This is a genomic window from Paenibacillus sp. FSL L8-0436, from assembly GCF_038593025.1.
In the GTDB taxonomy this organism is placed as follows: Bacteria; Bacillota; Bacilli; order Paenibacillales; family Paenibacillaceae; genus Paenibacillus_AQ.
In genome coordinates, this window is sequence record NZ_CP151955.1 from 6772122 (window position 1) to 6788801 (window position 16680).

Sequence of the window (16680 nt, forward strand, 5' to 3'; positions counted from 1 at the left end):
TTAAATACCGCCGCGCGGTTAAAATACTCTACTTCTTGGATTCCGCTACACCTGCCGAAACCTTCAAACGCAGGGCATTCAGACGGATAAATCCTGTGGCATCGCCTTGGTCATAAGCTTGTGTCGGATCAGCTTCCATCGTCGCGATATCCGGGTTGTACAGGCTGACCGGACTCTTGACGCCGGCACCGATGATATTGCCTTTGTAGAGCTTGAGACGCACCGTACCGGTCACGTTCTGCTGGCTTTCTTTGACCAGAGCCTGTAGAGCAAGACGTTCAGGCGCAAACCAGAAGCCGTTATATACCAAAGTGCTGTAACGGGTAATGAGGCTGTCACGCAGGTTCATCACTTCACGGTCCATGGTGATGGACTCCATCTTGCGGTGTGCCGTGAACAGGATCGTTCCGCCCGGAGTTTCATACACGCCGCGGCTCTTCATACCTACAAAACGGTTCTCCACCATATCTACGCGACCAATACCGTGCTTGCCGCCCAGTTCATTGAGTTTCTCCATGACTTGCAGGGGGGTCAAAGCTTCGCCGTTCAGCGCAACACAATCGCCTTTAAGGAAATCCAGCTCCAAATATTCCGCCTCGTCCGGAGCATCCTCCGGCGCGTTGCTGAGCAGGAACATTCCCTTGTTCTCCGGTGCGCTTGGATCAAACCAAGGATCCTCCAGCACGCCGCTCTCATAGCTGATATGCAGCAGATTGCGGTCCATGGAATACGGTTTTGCCGCTGAGGCCTGTACCGGAATTCCGTTTGCTTCCGCATAAGCAATCATTTCTGCACGGCCCGGGAACTGGTTGCGGAACTCTTCGAGCCGCCAAGGTGCAATAACGTTGATGTTCGGAGCCAGTGCAGCTACACCCAGCTCAAAGCGTACCTGGTCGTTGCCTTTGCCTGTTGCGCCATGGGCTATTGCTGTAGCACCTTCAGCGATGGCAATGTCCACCATCCGCTTGGCGATCAGCGGACGGGCAATGCTGGTGCCCAGCAGGTACTGTCCTTCATAAAGTGCGCCCGATTGGAACATCGGGTAGATGAAGTCATTCGCGAACTCGTCGCGCAGATCATCAATGTAAACTTTGGAGGCGCCGGTCGCCAGTGCTTTTTCCTCCAGACCATCCAGCTCTTCCTTCTGGCCGATATCGGCTGTAAAAGCAATGATCTCCGCGTCATAGGTTTCTTTCAGCCATTTCAGAATGACCGAGGTATCCAGTCCGCCGGAATAGGCGAGTACAATTTTTTCTTTAGCCATGAAGAAGCAACTTCCTTTCGTGTGGGGGGTATAGGATGAACTTCAAAAATTCGCTTATAGAACTCCGGTGATCAGACGCAACTGCGTGAAAGGTTTGGACTTCCGGCCGCTGTTATAATCAGATTTCTATGATTTATAAGCCCGCGTACAACGGGAGAAATCTGATTATAAAGGCGGACGCTATCGCTCCTACAGTTCCAAACTTTCACTCCGTTGCTCTGCACCGGAATTCTAACGCTGTTTATTAAGTTCAACCTATATAGTGTTTTATATAGTATAAGACCAAGCAAGACCCTTGCAAGATCAATCTTTATTCACTCTAAACCTAAGGCTAAATTAATTAGCCCATCAGCGCGGCCATCAGAGCCTTCTGCGCATGCAGGCGGTTCTCAGCCTGGTCAAAAATGACCGAATTCGGACCGTCGATTACACCGCTACTGACCTCTTCCTCGCGGTGGGCCGGCAGGCAGTGCAGGAACAGGTAGTCGCTCTTCGCGCCTTTGACCAGTTCCTCATTGACCTGATAGTCCTTGAACGCCGCTTCGCGGGCCAGCTGCTCGGCCTCAAAGCCCATGCTCGCCCACACGTCCGTGTAGATGACATCGGCATCCTGTACCGCTTCCTGCGGGCTGCGGGTAATAACGATGACAGAGCCGGTCTCCTTGGCGATCTCACGCGCTTCCGCGACGACAGCGGCATCCGGCTCATAGCCTTCCGGTCCGGCGATGGAGACATGCACACCCAGCTTGGCTCCGCCGATCAGCAGGGAATGCGCCATGTTGTTGCCGTCGCCGATATAAGCCAGCTTCAGCCCTTTAAGCTTGCCCTTGTGCTCATAGACCGTCTGGTAATCGGCCAGCACCTGGCAAGGATGAGCCAGATCACTCAGCCCGTTGATTACAGGGACTGAGGCATAACGCGCCAGATCCTCCACTTTATCATGACCAAAGGTACGGATCATGATGCCGTCAAGATAACGGGACATTACCTGCGCCGTATCCCCGACCGTTTCTCCGCGTCCGAGCTGAATGTCATTTTTGCTTAAGAAAAGCGCATGACCGCCCAGCTGATACATCCCCACTTCAAATGAAACGCGTGTGCGGGTTGAGGATTTCTCGAAGATCAGTCCGATCGTCTTGCCCTTTAGCGGCTGATAGACCTCGCCGTTCTTTTGCTTCTGCTTCAGCTCGATGGCCAAATCGATCAAATACGTGATTTCTTCCGGACTGTAATCGTTCAGCTCCAGTAAATCACGGCCTTTGAGCTGCTGTGCGATTGTATTCGCAGCGTTTTCTACACCCTGGCTCATGAACCTGCCTCCCCGTTTTCTTTGTTAGCATAAGTATGAATTAGTTCGGAAAGGATGTCCACCGCCTGGTGGATCTCCTCTTTGCTTACATATAAATTAGGCAGCAGCCGAATCACATTCGGTCCGGCCTGTACGAACAGCAATCCCTGCTTCTGTCCGGCCAGCACAATATCGCTTACCGGCGACTGGCATTCGATGCCGATCAACAAGCCTTTGCCGCGGATCTCCTTCACAAACGGCGTATCTGCCAGCTTCTCTCCCAGCAATCCGGTGAGGTACCGGCCCATTTCGGCTGCGCGCTGCGGCAGCTCATCTTCGAGCATCGTCTCGATGGTCGCTTCCATCACCGCTGCGGCAAGCGGCGTGCCCCCGAAGGTGCTCGCATGGCTGCCCGGACTGAACGCTTCACGCAAATAGCCTTTGCCCAGCATAACCCCCGCCGGAAAACCGCTGGCCACACCTTTGGCCAAAGTGAAAATATCCGGCTCAATGCCGTAATGCTGATGTGCAAACAGCTTGCCGGTACGGCCCATGCCGGTCTGCACTTCATCGACGATCAGCAGCAGACCATGCTCCTTGCACAGCTCCACCACTGCGTCGAGAAACTCCTGCTTCACTTCAAGCACGCCGCCTTCCGCCAGCACCATCTCCAGCATAATGGCTGCGGTATTCTCGGAGATCGCTTCCTTAAGCGCCGGAAGATCATGCAAAGGCACCGTCTTAAAGCCTGCCGGAAGCGGCAGGAAGCCTTCTTTAACCTTTTGCTGGCCGGTAGCCGTAAGAGTCGCCAATGTGCGGCCATGGAAGGATTGTTCGAACGTGATAACCTCATAACGCCCCGTGCCCTTTACCTTCTGGTGATAGCGGCGGGCCAGCTTGATCGCAGCCTCATTCGCTTCTGCTCCACTGTTGCAAAAGAACACCTGATCCGCACAGCTGTTGCCCGTAAGCAGCGCTGCCACTCGGTCCTGGCCCGGAATGTGGAACAGGTTCGACACATGCCATAGCGTATCAATCTGCGCCTTGAGCTTCGCGCCAACCTTCTCTGGAGCGTGCCCCAGACTGGTCACAGCCAGACCACACATGAAATCGAGATATTTGTTTCCCTGATCATCCCATACCCAGCTGCCTTTGCCCTTGACCAGACTAATGTCATATCTGGCATAGGACGGGAATACCGCACCCAGCTTGGCAGGAGCAGCCCCCTGATCCTCCAGTTCCGCTGAACGGTTTTCCGTTGCCCCTGTCAAAGAATCCTTTTCCGCTTGCGTTAGCTTACTCATTCTTAGTCACTCTCCCACCATGCTGCTTCCGGTATTCCGGCAGCGCTGTATTTTGTGATTCCAATCAGCAATGCGGCTGTGCAGTATATCTTCTCTTGCATTCTATCAAATTCAGCTACATAAGTTGAACTTTAGATTTACCGATCCGGCATAGAACGCAACTGCGGTGAATGTTTGGACTTCCGGCCGCTGCTTTTGCCCCTAGGTAGTTCTTTTGTTCAACTTATATTAGGAAGAGATAATCTTCGTTCCTAACTCTTCGCCCTGCAGCACCCGGCTGAGTACTTTCGGCTCCTTGCCGTCCACAATAACGACCTCCGACACACTGCCTTGAATGCAGTCCATCGCGGCCCTCACTTTAGGAATCATCCCGCCGTAGATCTCGCCGCTTTCGATCAATTCTTCAATCTGCGCTACCGTCACCGACGGAAGCACAATTTTCTGTCCTTCCACTGTACGCATAATGCCGGGAACATCCGTCACTACAATCATTTTGGGCGACTCCACAAAAGAAGCCACCGCTCCGGCTGCTGTATCCGCATTAATATTATAGCGCTGGCCTGCAGCATCCACACCGATAGGAGCAATTACAGGAATATAACCCAAATCAAGAATACCCTTGATGATCTGTGCTTTGACCCCGGTTACTTCACCGACCTGGCCCACTTCATCGCTGTTCGCTACCGGTTTGGCCATGATGAGATTGCCGTCGACACCAGATAGGCCAAGTGCCTGCCCGCCGCTGCCCTGAATTCTTCGGACAATCGCCTTGTTGATACTCCCGGCCAAGGTCATCTCCACCACATCCAGCACTTCCTCGGTCGTCACCCGCAAACCGTTCACGAAACGGCTCTCAATACCCAGTTTTGCCAAATTTCCGGAGATCGCCGGACCGCCGCCGTGAACGATCACAGGCTTCACACCGCTGCTCTGCAACTCTCTTAAATCCTCAAAAAAAGAGTCAGGCAATGCCGCCAGCGTACTGCCGCCGCATTTCATCACGAACAGCCCGCCGGCCCTATTCTTCTCTATACGTTCATCGGTCATAGTATCGGTATCCTTCCCATGGGCTTATGCAACTGGTTGGTCAGGTACGGTAGGCCGCATTGATCCGCACATAATCATAAGTGAGATCACAGCCCCAGGCTGTAGCCGCACCGTCCCCATCAGATAAAGCTACGGTAATCAATATCGTATCGCTTTTTTGCAAATAGTGAAGTGCCTTCTCTTCATCAAAAGCGACCGGACGCGACTGCTTCAGCACCTCGATCTCTCCCAGCGAAATGTCTACACGCTCTGGTGATACAGGTACTCCCGCGCGTCCCACCGCAGCAATGATTCTTCCCCAGTTGGCATCTGCACCGAATATCGCCGATTTGACCAGACTGGAGCCGACCACCGTTTTGGCAATCGCACCTGCAGCCTCGTCATGGACCGCCCCGCTGATCTGCACTTCAATAAGCTTCGTTGCACCTTCGCCGTCACGGGCAATTGCCTTGGCCAACGTCTTGCAGACATGTATAAATGCAGCGGCAAAAGCGTCCCAATCCGGATGAAGCCGCGTCAGCTTCTCATTGCCGGCCAGACCACTGGCCATCGCTACCAGCATATCATTGGTGCTCGTATCTCCATCCACCGTGATCATATTAAATGTCGAATTGGTAGCCGTGCGCAGCAGGGTCAGCAGAGCTTCCCCATCAATGACCGCATCCGTGGTCATGAAGCCCAGCATCGTGGCCATATTGGGATGAATCATTCCCGAACCTTTAGCCGCTCCGGCAATTGTAACTTCCTCGCCGCCGACCCGTACCTTCACGCAGCATTCTTTTTTCACCAGATCGGTAGTCAAAATAGCCTGGCAGAATTCCTCCGCACCAGCCGCTCCCCCATCCAGCTTCTCCGGAAGTCCGGCAATTCCGCTGCGTACACAATCCATCTTCAGCAGCTCACCGATTACCCCGGTAGAAGCAACCGCAACATCCTGCTCATTCACACCAAGATGACGTGCAGCGGCGGCGCGCATTTCATAGGCATCGGCTTCTCCCTGTTCACCAGTGCAGGCATTGGCGTTTCCGCTGTTTACAATTACTGCCTGCAATACCCCGTTCGCCAGGCTTTCCCGTGTCACCTTCAGCGGAGCAGCCTGAAATACATTGGTCGTATAGACAGCAGCAGCCGTGGCAGGCACCTCGCAAAGGATGGCCGCAAGGTCATTGCGGTCCGTTTTTTTGAGGCCGCAATGCAGCCCCCCAGAGGTAAAGCCCTTCGGTGCAGTTATACTTCCGCCTTCCACGACGGTAAAAGCTTTAATCTCATTCATTGTATGTTTGACCGCTGAACCTTACGGATACACAGGCGTGTAGCCAAGGCCACGGGTTTCCTCCCATCCCATCATCAAATTCAGGTTCTGAATCGCTTGCCCTGCTGCGCCCTTAACGATGTTGTCAATCACGGACACTATGGTAACCCGGCCTGTACGGGCATCTGTGGCAAACCCGATATCGCAGTAGTTGGAGCCGCTGACCTCTTTCGTCGCCGGAACCACGCCAGCCCCGCGGACGCGGACAAACGGTCTGCCTTCATAATACTCACGGTATAATTCCACAAAATCCTGCTCGCTATAATTTCCATTCATCCCGGCATACATCGTACTCATAATCCCCCGGTTCATCGGAACCAGATGCGTAGTGAACGTTACAGTTACCTTCTCTCCGGCAATCTCCGTGAGCACCTGCTCAATTTCGGGGATATGCTGGTGTTTGTTGATTTTATAGGCTTTGAGATTCTCATTGATCTCGGCAAAATGGACCATTAGACTCGTTCCGCGCCCTGCTCCGGAAACTCCCGATTTTGCATCAATAATGATACTGTCATGCTTAATCCAGCCTGCCTTCAGCGCCGGAATCAGCCCCAGCAGTGTTGCCGTAGGATAACAGCCCGGATTAGAGATAAAATCCACGCCGGCGGCACGTTCCCCGAATACCTCACATAAGCCGTAGACCGCCTGCTCCAGGTAAGCTTGAGGGGGAGCCGGATGCTTATACCACTGCTCATACTCCGCACCGTCTTTCAGCCGGAAGTCACCCGATAAATCGACGACCTTCAGTCCTGCCTCCAGCAATTGCGGCACCAGCTTCGCACTGACTCCCGACGGCGTAGCCGTGAACACGACATCCGCCCTTCCGGCGATCTCTGCCGGGTCGACACCATCCAGATTGCGCTGGATAATTCCCGTTAAGTGGGGGAATCCATTCTCAATGGGCTCGCCCGCACTCGATGAGGAGATCACTGACGTAACCTCTATATCAGGGTGGTTCTGCAGCAGTCTAATCAGCTCCACGCCTCCATAACCCGTTGATCCGACAATTGCCGCTCTCAGCTTGCCTTCCACTGTCATCCCCACTTCCTGCTTTATGAATTGAATGAATACCGTCCTGCAAATATGTATTATTATACGTCCGAATTAATATAAATACAACATGTTGCGTCAACTTTATTCCAAGCATTTTTAGATTTCCACCACAGCCCGTGACCCGATATCTAAGAAAAAAGAGAAGCGTTGAGCTTCCCCTAAGGAAAAATCTATGCTTCTCTTTTAAAGCCTTCGCCCAATACTTCATGAGCCTCCGTTATAATGACAAACGCCCCCGGATCAACTGAGCGGACAATGGCCTTCAGCCTCGTAATCTCGTTCTGCCCGACAACTGCCATGAGAACCGTACGATTGTCACCAGTATATCCGCCCTCAGCCTTCAGCTTAGTCAGACCACGGTCCAGGTCGTTTAAGATCGCCTGCGATATCTCTTCCGTCTGGTCCGAAATAATATACGCAACCTTGGTCGTACTAAAGCCTACCTCCAGCGCGTTGATTACTTTGCCTGTAACAAACAGCCCGATCAATGCGTACATCGCCTGCTCCATCCCCAGTACAAAAGCAGCCAGCGTAATGACCGTGCCGTCCAACAGCACAACGGAGAGTGAGAAGCTGAACCCGGTGATCTTCTGGATAATCTGCGCCAGAATGGTCAAACCACCTGTCGAACCGCGCCCGCGGAAAACCAGACCCAGACCCAGACCCACGCCGATACCACCATAGATGGAAGCCAGCAGCGGGTTTGTTGTAGGAACAGGCCCATCTTTGGTCAGGAAAATAAACAGCGGCAGCACAAAGCTCCCCAGCAAGGAGCGGATTCCATATTGCTTGCCGAGAAAGATGATCCCCAGCACAAACAGCGGGATATTCAGCGCCCACTGCGTAAATGCCGGCTCCGCATGAAACCAGGCTTCGGCAAGTACGGACAATCCCGAAACCCCGCCGGATGCAATCTGGTTCGGCAAGAAAAACAGATTAAAAGCAAGCGCGGTAATCAGCGACCCGACCAAGATGAGCACAATATCTACGGTATGGCGCAGCGGCCCGTTCAGCGGGATCAACGGGGGTTTGTTGCGTGAATTGATTTTTTGCATGTATGCCTTTTCTCCTTAAGATGTGATCTTGCTTATATATCGCCGCCAAGTCAAGTTGTTGTTCCAGAGCGTTTCAACTTGGCGGGAATTACAGGCATTTCATTCTTACATCACAAAAATTCCTACACCTCCGAAGACGCGTAGGAATACAGTTCCGCTTATTCAACCTCTGTTTTGATTTGGCTCCGCAAGTACCCGTCAATGAACAGATCCAAATCGCCGTCCATGACCGCTCCGACATTTCCGGTTTCCACGGAAGTGCGGTGATCCTTTACCATGCTATAGGGATGGAATACATAAGAGCGAATCTGGCTTCCCCAGGCAATTTCAGATTGCTCGCCGCGGATTTCATCCAAATGCTGCTGTTGTTCCTGTAATTTGCGCTCATACAGCTTGGAACGGAGCATTTTCATTGCCTGTTCCCGGTTTTTGATCTGCGAGCGCTCGTTCTGGCAGGTTACCACTACACCTGTCGGCAAGTGGGTAATCCGCACGGCAGAGTCGGTTGTATTGATATGCTGACCGCCTGCGCCGCTGGCCCGGTACGTATCGATCTTCAGATCTTCTGTACGGATATCCACCTCTACATCATCGGCTATTTCCGGAACGACATCGCAGGAGACAAAAGAAGTATGGCGTCTTCCGGAAGAGTCAAACGGTGAAATGCGCACCAGCCGGTGGACCCCTTTTTCAGTCTTTAAATAGCCATAGGCATTGAAACCCTTGATCAGCAGGGTAACACTCTTAATCCCCGCTTCATCACCCGGCAGATAATCGAGCACCTCTACTTTAAATCCGTGCTTTTCCGCCCACCGCGTATACATCCGCAGCAGCATTTGTCCCCAATCCTGAGATTCCGTTCCGCCAGCACCCGGGTGCAGCTCCAAAATTGCATTCAGCTTGTCATACGGCTGGTTCAGCAACAGCTGAAGCTCGAACTCATCGACTTTACTGCCAACACTGCGGATAGTTCCGGCAATCTCTGCTGCCAGGGCGTCATCGCCTTCTTCATCGGCAAGCTCAGCCATCATTGCGGCATCTTCATAATCCTGCTGCAGCTTCTCATACTGATCCACGCTGGATTTTACCGCGTTCATCTCGGCGATTACACCTTGCGCCTTCTCGGGATCGTCCCAAAATCCGGGAGCAGCCATCTTCTCCTCAAAGTTTGCGATCATCTCCTGCTTCAGATCTAAGTCAAAGAGACCCCCTAAGGTTGGTTAGTTTCTTGCCTATTTCACGCAGGTCTTGCTTCACGTTAGCATCGATCATATGGTTCACTTCACCTTTCAAAAATAAGTGGTTGCGCCGGGCGGCTTATTGGACTTAGGCGACATGGGAGTCCAACGCGCTTCGCTGGCGGAATTGTTCTTCAGAACAAAGCGTATTATTCGGTGATGCCCGTAACTGCGTGGAATGTTTGGACTTTCGGCCGCTGTTGTCTTCAGATTTCTTGATTTTATCCGCTATTAGCGGTAGAAATCCGAAGACAAAGGCGGACGCTAGCGCTCCTACAGTTCCAAACTTCCCCTCCGTTACTCTCACCTTCATGGCTAGGTTCTCAAGAACCAGTTCCTTCTGCTCCGCTTGGGAATCTCGCAATCGCCTAAAGTCCAAAAAAGCGGCCGGGCCGCAAAACGGGGGAGTCCCCCCGGGCCCAGCCGCATTTTATTGTCATTATAACCTTTGAAGCAATGAACAAGACCTAAAGCGCAAAGCATTAAAATGCACTCGCCACTTCGTACTTGCTCACTATTTTAACAGAATCATAACATCAAGTACTAACTATGTCTTACGCGTTCTGTCCGTGACAGTTCTTGTACTTCTTGCCGCTTCCGCAAGGGCAAGGGTCGTTACGGCCAATCGCAGACTCCACATGCACCGGACGTTTCTCGGCAGGCTCAGCATTTGTGGAGATTTTGTCCTCTTCCACTACCGACTGGCGTTCCTGATTCGTCTCAATGTGCGCCTTCATAATGTAGGTCGCTACTTCTTCCTGAATGCTGGCGGTCATGGCATTGAACATTTCAAAGCCTTCGAATTGATATTCGCGAAGCGGATCGGTACCGCCGTAAGCGCGCAGGTGAATCCCTTGACGAAGCTGATCCATCGCATCAATATGATCCATCCATTTGCTGTCTACGGAACGAAGTACGATAACCTTCTCGAATTCGCGTACCAGCTCAGCACCCAGACGTTCTTCACGGGCTGCATATTTCTCCAGCACACGGGTGAAGATGTACTCGATGATCTCTTCAACTTCCTTGCCCCAGAGATCGTCACGTGTCAAAACGCCTTCTTCCAACAGTTTGCTGTTTACATAATCAGCAACCTCTTGAAGCTCCCAGTTTTCCGGAATATCATCACTACAGTGGGCGTTAACCACACGGTCAATGACCGGCTTGATCATTTCTACTACGATATCTTTAATGTTGTCAGACTCCAGAATTTCGCGGCGTTGTTTGTAGATAATCTCACGCTGCTGATTCATTACGTCATCATATTGCAATACGACCTTACGGATATCAAAGTTATTGCCTTCTACCCGCTTCTGGGCAGATTCCACTGCACGGGTAATCATACGGCTCTCAATCGGCTGATCTTCTTCAAATCCGAGACGGTCCATCATATTCAGGACATTGTCCGCTCCGAAGCGTTTCATCAGTTCATCGCCAAGCGACAGATAAAATTGAGTTGAGCCCGGGTCGCCTTGACGTCCCGCGCGTCCACGCAGCTGGTTATCAATCCGCCGGGATTCATGCCGCTCCGTACCAATAATATGCAGCCCACCCAGATCGGTCACACCTTCACCCAGTACAATATCCGTACCACGGCCAGCCATATTCGTAGCGATAGTTACTGTTCCCGGTTGTCCGGCATGAGAGATGATTTCCGCTTCTGACTCGTGATGTTTGGCGTTCAGTACCTGGTGTCTAACACCCTTGCGTTTCAGCATTTCAGATACGCGTTCGGAATTCTCGATGGATACTGTACCTACCAGTACCGGCTGGTTCTTTTTGTGGCGCTCTACAATCTCCGCTACTACAGCGTTGAATTTGCCATTTTCGCTCTTGTACACGACGTCTGGCATATCATCACGTTTATTAGGTTTATTGGTCGGCACCTGGAGAACTTCCAGCCCGTAGATCTTCTTGAATTCCTCTTCTTCCGTCTTCGCAGTACCTGTCATACCACCCAGCTTACGATACATCCGGAAGTAGTTCTGGAACGTAATTGTAGCGAGCGTCATGCTCTCATTCTGTACCTGAATCTCTTCCTTGGCTTCTATCGCTTGATGCAGACCGTCACTATAACGGCGTCCGGCCATCAGACGGCCCGTGAATTCATCGACAATAACAACCTCTTCATCATTTACTACATAATCCACATCGCGGCGCATAATAGCATTGGCCTTGAGGGCTTGTACGATATGATGGTTCAAGGTTACATGGGAATGGTCATATAGATTCTCAATGCCAAAAGCACGTTCAGCCGTAGCGACACCCTTCTCAGTCAAAGCCACGGACTTCACTTTAATATCAATGGTGTAGTCCTCTTCAGCAGTCAGCTTTTTCACGAAACGGTCTGCTGCGTAATAGAGCTCTGTCGATTTTTCAGCCTGTCCGGAAATAATAAGCGGGGTACGGGCTTCATCAATCAAGATGGAGTCAACCTCATCAATAATACAGAAGTATAGCGGGCGTTGTACCATTTGCTCCTTGTAGAGCACCATGTTGTCACGCAGGTAGTCGAAGCCGAATTCATTGTTCGTGCCATACGTAATATCGCAGGCATAAGCGCTTTGTTTATCAGCATGGTCCATACCGTTCAGGTTCACCCCGACGGTCAAGCCCAGGAAGTTATAAATTTGTGCCATTTGCGCACTGTCGCGCTGAGCGAGATAGTCATTTACGGTTACAACATGCACGCCTTTACCCAGCAATGCATTCAAATATACCGGCAGCGTTCCTACCAGTGTCTTACCTTCACCTGTCTTCATCTCGGAGATCCGGCCTTCATGCAGCGCCATCCCCCCAACCAGCTGTACGTCAAAATGCCGCATGCCCAGCGTCCGTTTGGAAGCTTCGCGTACGGTTGCAAAGGCCTCGGGAAGAATCTCTTCCAAGGTTTCGCCCTTCTCAATACGGGCGCGGAATTCTTCAGTCTTAGCTTTGAGCGCTTCATCCGAAAGCGCCACAAAATCCGGCTCCAGTCCATTAATTACTTCGACCGTCTTCATTAGACGTTTGACATCCCGTTCATTGGTGTCGCCGAATATTTTCTTTACAAGTCCTAGCATGGTTAACCCCTTTCATGCAACACAGATGGTGGAATCGAGCCCATCCCACAAAATTGAAAGGGCCATATATTATTTCGATTCCGCTGCTTCATAAATTGTAACAGTTTGTAAGAGATGCCGCAATACGAGCAGGCCGCAACCTTATTTTGCAAAAAAAGTTCAGTCGCGTTTTAACTTCATATTTTCGCTGAATGCCGCTGTACCTTTGGAGGGCAATGTTGCCCTTTTTTTTCTGTCTCCGTTTATATACGCACAAGAGCCCTATTCGATTCACACGAATAGGGGCTCGGTTAATTTTCTACGTCAGACTGAAACGATTACCGCCGCCTCAGCTAATGCCTTGTTGATTTTCAGAATCTAGTTCTGTTCAATCAAGCCATACTTTCCATCATTTCGTTTGTAAACAACACTCACTTCAGAAGTGTCGATGTTGGAGAACACAAAGAAATTATGTCCAACCATGTTCATTTGCAGGATCGCTTCCTCGACATCCATAGGCTTCAAGGTAAACCGCTTGTTACGCACAACTTCCAAATCATCATAATCCTGTTCCTCTACGGCAACAGCACTAGGGGATCCTTCGACAAAGAGCGTCTTGAGGCCTCCTTCCTGGCGGAACTTGCGATTAAGTTTGGTCTTGTGCTTGCGGATTTGGCGTTCCAGCTTGTCCACAACAGCATCAATGGAAGCGTACATGTCATCACTGCGGTCCTCGGCACGAAGCGTCACACCTGCCAGTGGAATGGTTACCTCCACCGTATGAAGGCCGCGGACAACGCCAAGCGTCACATATCCTTCTGAGGTAGGGGGTGCATCGAAATACTTCTCAAGTCTGCTGAGCTTCTTATCAACATATTCTCTCAAAGCGTCGGTCACTTCAATTTGTTGACCTCGAATGCTGAATTGCATGGGCACTCCTCCTTTGTTTACATTTTCATTATACCAAATTGTCAGCGCTAAGTAAAAAACAAATCATGACAGCCTTTACATTTAGCTAACATAAGATGCTACGATTTCCCCGAAAATACACAATTGGCCCGGAAGGGGCAATTGTATCATCACCCTCTTCCGGACCAAGGTCAGTCATTACTACTTATTTAGTATGAATGCGCAGGATCTCCACCGGTGACCATGTGTTTTCACTGCCGGTAATGAGATATACCTTGTAGCCGGTATTCGCAGTCAGGCCTGTTAACCCCAGCGTCTGTCTTACTCCAGGAGCAGGTGCAGGACTGATTAAACCCGTCCAAGGAGCTGACAGCGCTGTTCCGGCACTATCTTTTCCCTGGGCAATTTGAGCTGCACTCGGATCAGCTGCACTAGCCGGCAACACCACGTATCTTACCGGTGCAGCAGTCCCACTTGCTTGCCCGTAGGTGACATACACATCTGCTGTAACCGTACCTATCTCCCCTGGTTTAACAGCAGTAATAGACGTTGCACTGCTTGCAGCAGTGGTTAAACGCAGTGTCGATACTTCTGACCAGTTTCCGTATGAATCAGCAAGCGTTACATAGGCTGCATACTCAGTACCCGCCTGCAAGCCATAGACAGAGAAGGATACAGTTGTATTGCCTGTTGCTGCAGTCTTCCCGCTATTGACACCAGCTGTTCCGGCACTGGTCAGACCGTCTCTAATCTGCAAAGCGCTCGGTGCCGATACAGTACTGCTGTAAGGGGCCACAACATAATAGACCTCGCCAGTCACTGAAGGTGTAAGATACACATCTGCTGTAACAACACCAACATGACCGTAGGTTACACCACTTACGGATGGAACAGTGATGCCACCGCCACCGCCATTGCCTCCTCCACCACCGCTGCCTCCGCCTGTACCGCTAGTTGGAATTGGTGTTGGTGCAGGTGTTGCCGAAGGTGCAGGTGTCGCGGTTGGCGCTGTTGTTGGCGTAGGTGTAGGTGTTACAGTACCACCAGAGCCACCCGGCCGGTTAGCTACCGAATTTCCGATGATGGTAACCGCTTCAGCTCTTGTCAGCGATTTCTTAGGGCCGAAGGTTCCGTCTGTATACCCGTTGATAATCTTCTTATTGGCTACCGCAGCAACGGATCCCCGTGCCCACACAGAAATCTGCGCACTATCCTTGAATGCAAGTGTAGTGCTGCCTGTGTTCAGACTAAGTAATCTGGCAGTAATCGCTGCTGCTTCCTGTCTTGTCAGCGGGCTTAAAGGGCGAAAGGTCTTGTCGCTAAAACCGGCGATATATCCGGCTTTTACAGCTTTGGCTACTTCATTGTAAGCCCAGTTGGATTTTTGAAGATCCTTGAAGCTGATAGCCGCCGTATCCGTAAATCCAAAGAGGCGGTTTACAAAAGCAACGTATTCGCCCCGGGTAATCACCTTATTGGGCTTAACCGTACCATCAGGGTATCCACCCAAATATCCTTTGTCCAGCCAGTTCTGCAGTTGGCTTTGTGCCCAGTGTCCCTTAATATCCTTTGGCACAGAAGCGGCAGAAACACTGCCCAGAGCCCCGAACAACATGCTAACTCCAAGTAGTACGGTCATAAATCCACGCCATGTTTTCTTCATTCAGCTGTTCATCCTCCTGAGTGTTTGATGGGCATAGGCTTCACTCATCGCTTCTTCCACATCCTCCCGGAAGCATACGCCATAGTTGTGTATGTCGAGGCACATTGAGAGCCCAACGTTTTACATTACCCTCTACAAGGGTGAATCTAACACAAAATTGGTAAAATTTTGGGAACTATTGATTTAACCTACGCTCATTCTTTCTTATTTTGCTACTCTGGTTAATTGCCTGAACAACAAAAAAGGACCTCAGGAGTAATCCCAAGGTCCGCGCTAGCGTAGTCTCAATTGCTAACCATCTACCATATATGTAGGTCGGCTTCGCCGGATGATTATAATTTGATGACGTTAGCTGCTTGTGGTCCGCGTGCGCCTTCTACGATATCAAACTCTACGGATTGTCCTTCATCCAAAGTCTTGAAACCGTCAGTTTGAATCGCGGAGAAGTGTACAAATACGTCGCCACCATCGGCAGTTTCGATGAAGCCATAACCTTTTTCTGCGTTAAACCATTTAACTTTACCTTCCATTGATTAAACATTCCCTTCGTCATCAGATGAACGTGAGTCTTGCTCACAAGTCGACTATACCACCGCTGCTTCTTTATTGTCAATTGGAATAGTAAATGTTTTCTTTCAATAAATTACCATACCTAAATTTAATATAAAGTCGTCAACCTTGTGATATTTTCATCAAAAAAGGAGCAGACGCTATTTAATACCCGCCTGCTCCTGAGATGAATCATAAGGAAATTATTATTTTTTTCGGTCCATCAGGAAGCTGTCCGGGGTGTATCCGGCCTCGTAGGCATTGCGCTGTTGCTTAGCTTGATTACGCTTATAAAGCCAATCCTGAGCCTCCAGGCGAAGGGCGTTCATGCGGGCGGTGATTTCCGGATCGTGATGCAGGATTCGTTCGATTTCGACTTTTTGCGCCACCGATGCAGGAATCGACGAGAACTGTCGGATAATGTCATCAATCAGCTTTTGCCGTTCTTCCACGAAAGACTCCAAGTCTTCGAATTCAGCTTCGTATAACCGACCCATCATATTCTGCGTCAATTGCTGCAATTCTGCAATAAGCTTGTCTTTATCCATTAGCACTTTCCGTAGATGTCGGCTCTGGCCCCTGACCTGCTGCGATCTTCGAAGCCTGAAGCCAGGTTTCCCGCAGTTCAGTTAAGTAACCCAGCGCTTCTTCTGCCTTAGTCATGTCTTTACGAATATTGGCTTCGACCAGCAGGAAATTAGTATATTCATACATAGAGTATAAGTTTTTCGATATTTCATAGGTATAGTCAAGGGTACTCATCAGCTCACTGACAATGGTCTGAGCTTTGCCGAGGTTAAGATTAGTTTTCTCCAAATCGTGCTTGCTCAGCCCATCCATTGCCGTTCTCACGAAACGAATTGCACCGTCATACAGCATTACAACTAACTGTGCAGGCGTGGAAGTCTGGATAGAGGATTGTCGGTATTTCTCATAAGGAGATTTAAGCAAGATAGT

Annotated in this window: 15 protein-coding genes; all 15 read right to left on the minus strand. The window is 50.6% G+C overall.

Features of this window, described 5'->3' with window-relative positions:
* Positions 1 to 28: 28 nt before the first annotated feature.
* The 15 genes from NSS79_RS31310 to fliS all read right to left on the minus strand — a co-directional run bounded on the left by NSS79_RS31310 (position 29) and on the right by fliS (position 16674).
* Entirely contained in the window at positions 29 to 1264 is a 1236-nt protein-coding gene (locus NSS79_RS31310; RefSeq protein WP_038597293.1) for an argininosuccinate synthase, read from the minus strand.
* Positions 1265 to 1604: 340 nt separating this feature from the next.
* A complete protein-coding gene (argF, locus tag NSS79_RS31315) occupies positions 1605 to 2573 on the minus strand; it encodes an ornithine carbamoyltransferase (protein WP_342437411.1) in 969 nt (322 codons plus the stop codon).
* The gene (locus NSS79_RS31320; protein ID WP_342437412.1) at positions 2570 to 3856 is read right to left on the minus strand and encodes an aspartate aminotransferase family protein; all 1287 of its coding nucleotides are present in this window, start codon (positions 3854 to 3856) and stop codon (positions 2570 to 2572) included. Before NSS79_RS31320 ends, argF begins: the two co-directional genes overlap by 4 nt.
* A gap of 228 nt (positions 3857 to 4084) precedes the next feature.
* On the minus strand, positions 4085 to 4903 hold the full coding sequence (gene argB, locus NSS79_RS31325) for an acetylglutamate kinase (RefSeq protein ID WP_342437413.1): 819 nt from the start codon (positions 4901 to 4903) through the stop codon (positions 4085 to 4087).
* A gap of 40 nt (positions 4904 to 4943) precedes the next feature.
* On the minus strand, positions 4944 to 6176 hold the full coding sequence (gene argJ, locus NSS79_RS31330) for a bifunctional ornithine acetyltransferase/N-acetylglutamate synthase (RefSeq protein WP_342437414.1): 1233 nt from the start codon (positions 6174 to 6176) through the stop codon (positions 4944 to 4946).
* Positions 6177 to 6197: 21 nt separating this feature from the next.
* The gene (gene argC, locus NSS79_RS31335) at positions 6198 to 7247 is read right to left on the minus strand and encodes an N-acetyl-gamma-glutamyl-phosphate reductase (protein ID WP_218642518.1); all 1050 of its coding nucleotides are present in this window, start codon (positions 7245 to 7247) and stop codon (positions 6198 to 6200) included.
* Between the two features lie 191 nt (positions 7248 to 7438).
* Entirely contained in the window at positions 7439 to 8323 is an 885-nt protein-coding gene (locus NSS79_RS31340; RefSeq protein WP_076109619.1) for a YitT family protein, read from the minus strand.
* A 158-nt stretch (positions 8324 to 8481) separates the two neighbouring features.
* Positions 8482 to 9595, minus strand: a protein-coding gene (prfB, locus tag NSS79_RS31345; RefSeq protein ID WP_342437415.1) for a peptide chain release factor 2 whose coding sequence is annotated in 2 segments (ribosomal slippage) — positions 8482 to 9522 and positions 9524 to 9595 — 1113 coding nt in all. Because the reading frame shifts where the segments join, the coding sequence is not laid out codon by codon here.
* Between the two features lie 54 nt (positions 9596 to 9649).
* Positions 9650 to 9925: a hypothetical protein gene (locus tag NSS79_RS31350; RefSeq protein ID WP_342437416.1), complete on the minus strand. Its 276-nt coding sequence runs from the start codon at positions 9923 to 9925 to the stop codon at positions 9650 to 9652.
* A gap of 190 nt (positions 9926 to 10115) precedes the next feature.
* Positions 10116 to 12623: a preprotein translocase subunit SecA gene (secA, locus tag NSS79_RS31355; RefSeq protein WP_342437417.1), complete on the minus strand. Its 2508-nt coding sequence runs from the start codon at positions 12621 to 12623 to the stop codon at positions 10116 to 10118.
* A gap of 357 nt (positions 12624 to 12980) precedes the next feature.
* Complete coding sequence (gene raiA, locus NSS79_RS31360) at positions 12981 to 13532, minus strand: ribosome-associated translation inhibitor RaiA (protein WP_342437418.1); 552 nt, start codon at positions 13530 to 13532, stop codon at positions 12981 to 12983.
* Positions 13533 to 13716: 184 nt separating this feature from the next.
* The gene (locus tag NSS79_RS31365) at positions 13717 to 15174 is read right to left on the minus strand and encodes an S-layer homology domain-containing protein (RefSeq protein WP_342437419.1); all 1458 of its coding nucleotides are present in this window, start codon (positions 15172 to 15174) and stop codon (positions 13717 to 13719) included.
* A gap of 332 nt (positions 15175 to 15506) precedes the next feature.
* Positions 15507 to 15704: a cold shock domain-containing protein gene (locus NSS79_RS31370; RefSeq protein WP_019915069.1), complete on the minus strand. Its 198-nt coding sequence runs from the start codon at positions 15702 to 15704 to the stop codon at positions 15507 to 15509.
* 225 nt (positions 15705 to 15929) lie between these two features.
* Positions 15930 to 16271: a flagellar protein FliT gene (locus tag NSS79_RS31375; protein ID WP_342437420.1), complete on the minus strand. Its 342-nt coding sequence runs from the start codon at positions 16269 to 16271 to the stop codon at positions 15930 to 15932.
* On the minus strand, positions 16264 to 16674 hold the full coding sequence (fliS, locus tag NSS79_RS31380) for a flagellar export chaperone FliS (RefSeq protein WP_341096757.1): 411 nt from the start codon (positions 16672 to 16674) through the stop codon (positions 16264 to 16266). Before fliS ends, NSS79_RS31375 begins: the two co-directional genes overlap by 8 nt.
* Between the last annotated feature and the right edge of the window lie 6 nt (positions 16675 to 16680).